Source organism: Ruegeria sp. C5, from assembly GCF_056537605.1.
In genome coordinates, this window is record NZ_JBQFRX010000020.1 from 1 (window position 1) to 940 (window position 940).

The 940-nt window shown below is 55.2% G+C and carries 1 protein-coding gene; it reads left to right on the forward strand.

Going from position 1 to position 940, the window contains the following annotated elements; translation table 11 throughout:
- Positions 1-866, forward strand: an 866-nt coding sequence (locus ACR0AW_RS21180) for an IS3 family transposase (protein ID WP_480439650.1), incomplete at its 5' end; no start/stop codon positions are given.
- Between the last annotated feature and the right edge of the window lie 74 nt (positions 867-940).

A 940-nucleotide genomic window follows, 5' to 3' on the forward strand; every position in this document is an offset into this window, starting at 1 on the left:
GGTACGACCGATATCTCGTCGGCGGCCCCGAGGCGCTTGAAGATCGTAGACCCACGCCGTCACGGGTCTGGAACCGCATTCCCACGCCAGTGCCCGAGAAGATCAAGGATCTGGCTCTGAAGGAAAGTGAGCTTTCCCCGCGTGAATTGGCTGTTCGCTTCACTGACACAGAAAAGTACTTTGTGTCAGAGGCTTCGGTCTATCGCATCCTGAAATCCTACGACCTGATCACCAGCCCGGCCTATGTGGTTCTATCGGCGGCCGACGAGTTCCAGGACAAGACAACACGACCGAACCAACTCTGGCAGACCGATTTTACCTATCTCAAGGTGATCGGCTGGGGCTGGTTCTATCTCAGCACGATCCTGGACGATTACAGCCGCTACATCATCGCCTGGAAGCTTTGCACGACGATGAAGACCGAGGATGTGACCGACACACTGGACCTCGCCTTGCACGCCTCAGGCTGTGATCAGGCAACGGTGCTGCACAAGCCACGTCTGCTCAGCGACAACGGGTCCAGCTACATCTCTGGTGAGCTTGCCGAATGGCTGGAAGATCAGGAAATCGATCATGTTCGAGGGGCGCCAAACCATCCGCAAACTCAGGGAAAGATCGAGCGCTGGCACCAGACGCTCAAGAACCGCATCTTATTGGAAAACTACTATCTGCCCGGTGACCTTCAGCAGCAGATCGATGCTTTCGTCGATCACTACAATCACCGGCGCTATCACGAGAGCCTGCAAAACCTAACACCGGCCGATGTCTACTTCGGGCGCGGACAGACCATTCTAAAACAACGAGAAAGGATCAAACGAAAGATCATCGAAACCCGGCGCTTGCTTCACCGCAAATCCGCCGCATAATCACAACAACCAGTTGAGCCAGACCCTCTCTTAGTTCAGGCGGCCATCTGTCCCAAAATCCCTGACGACGGACA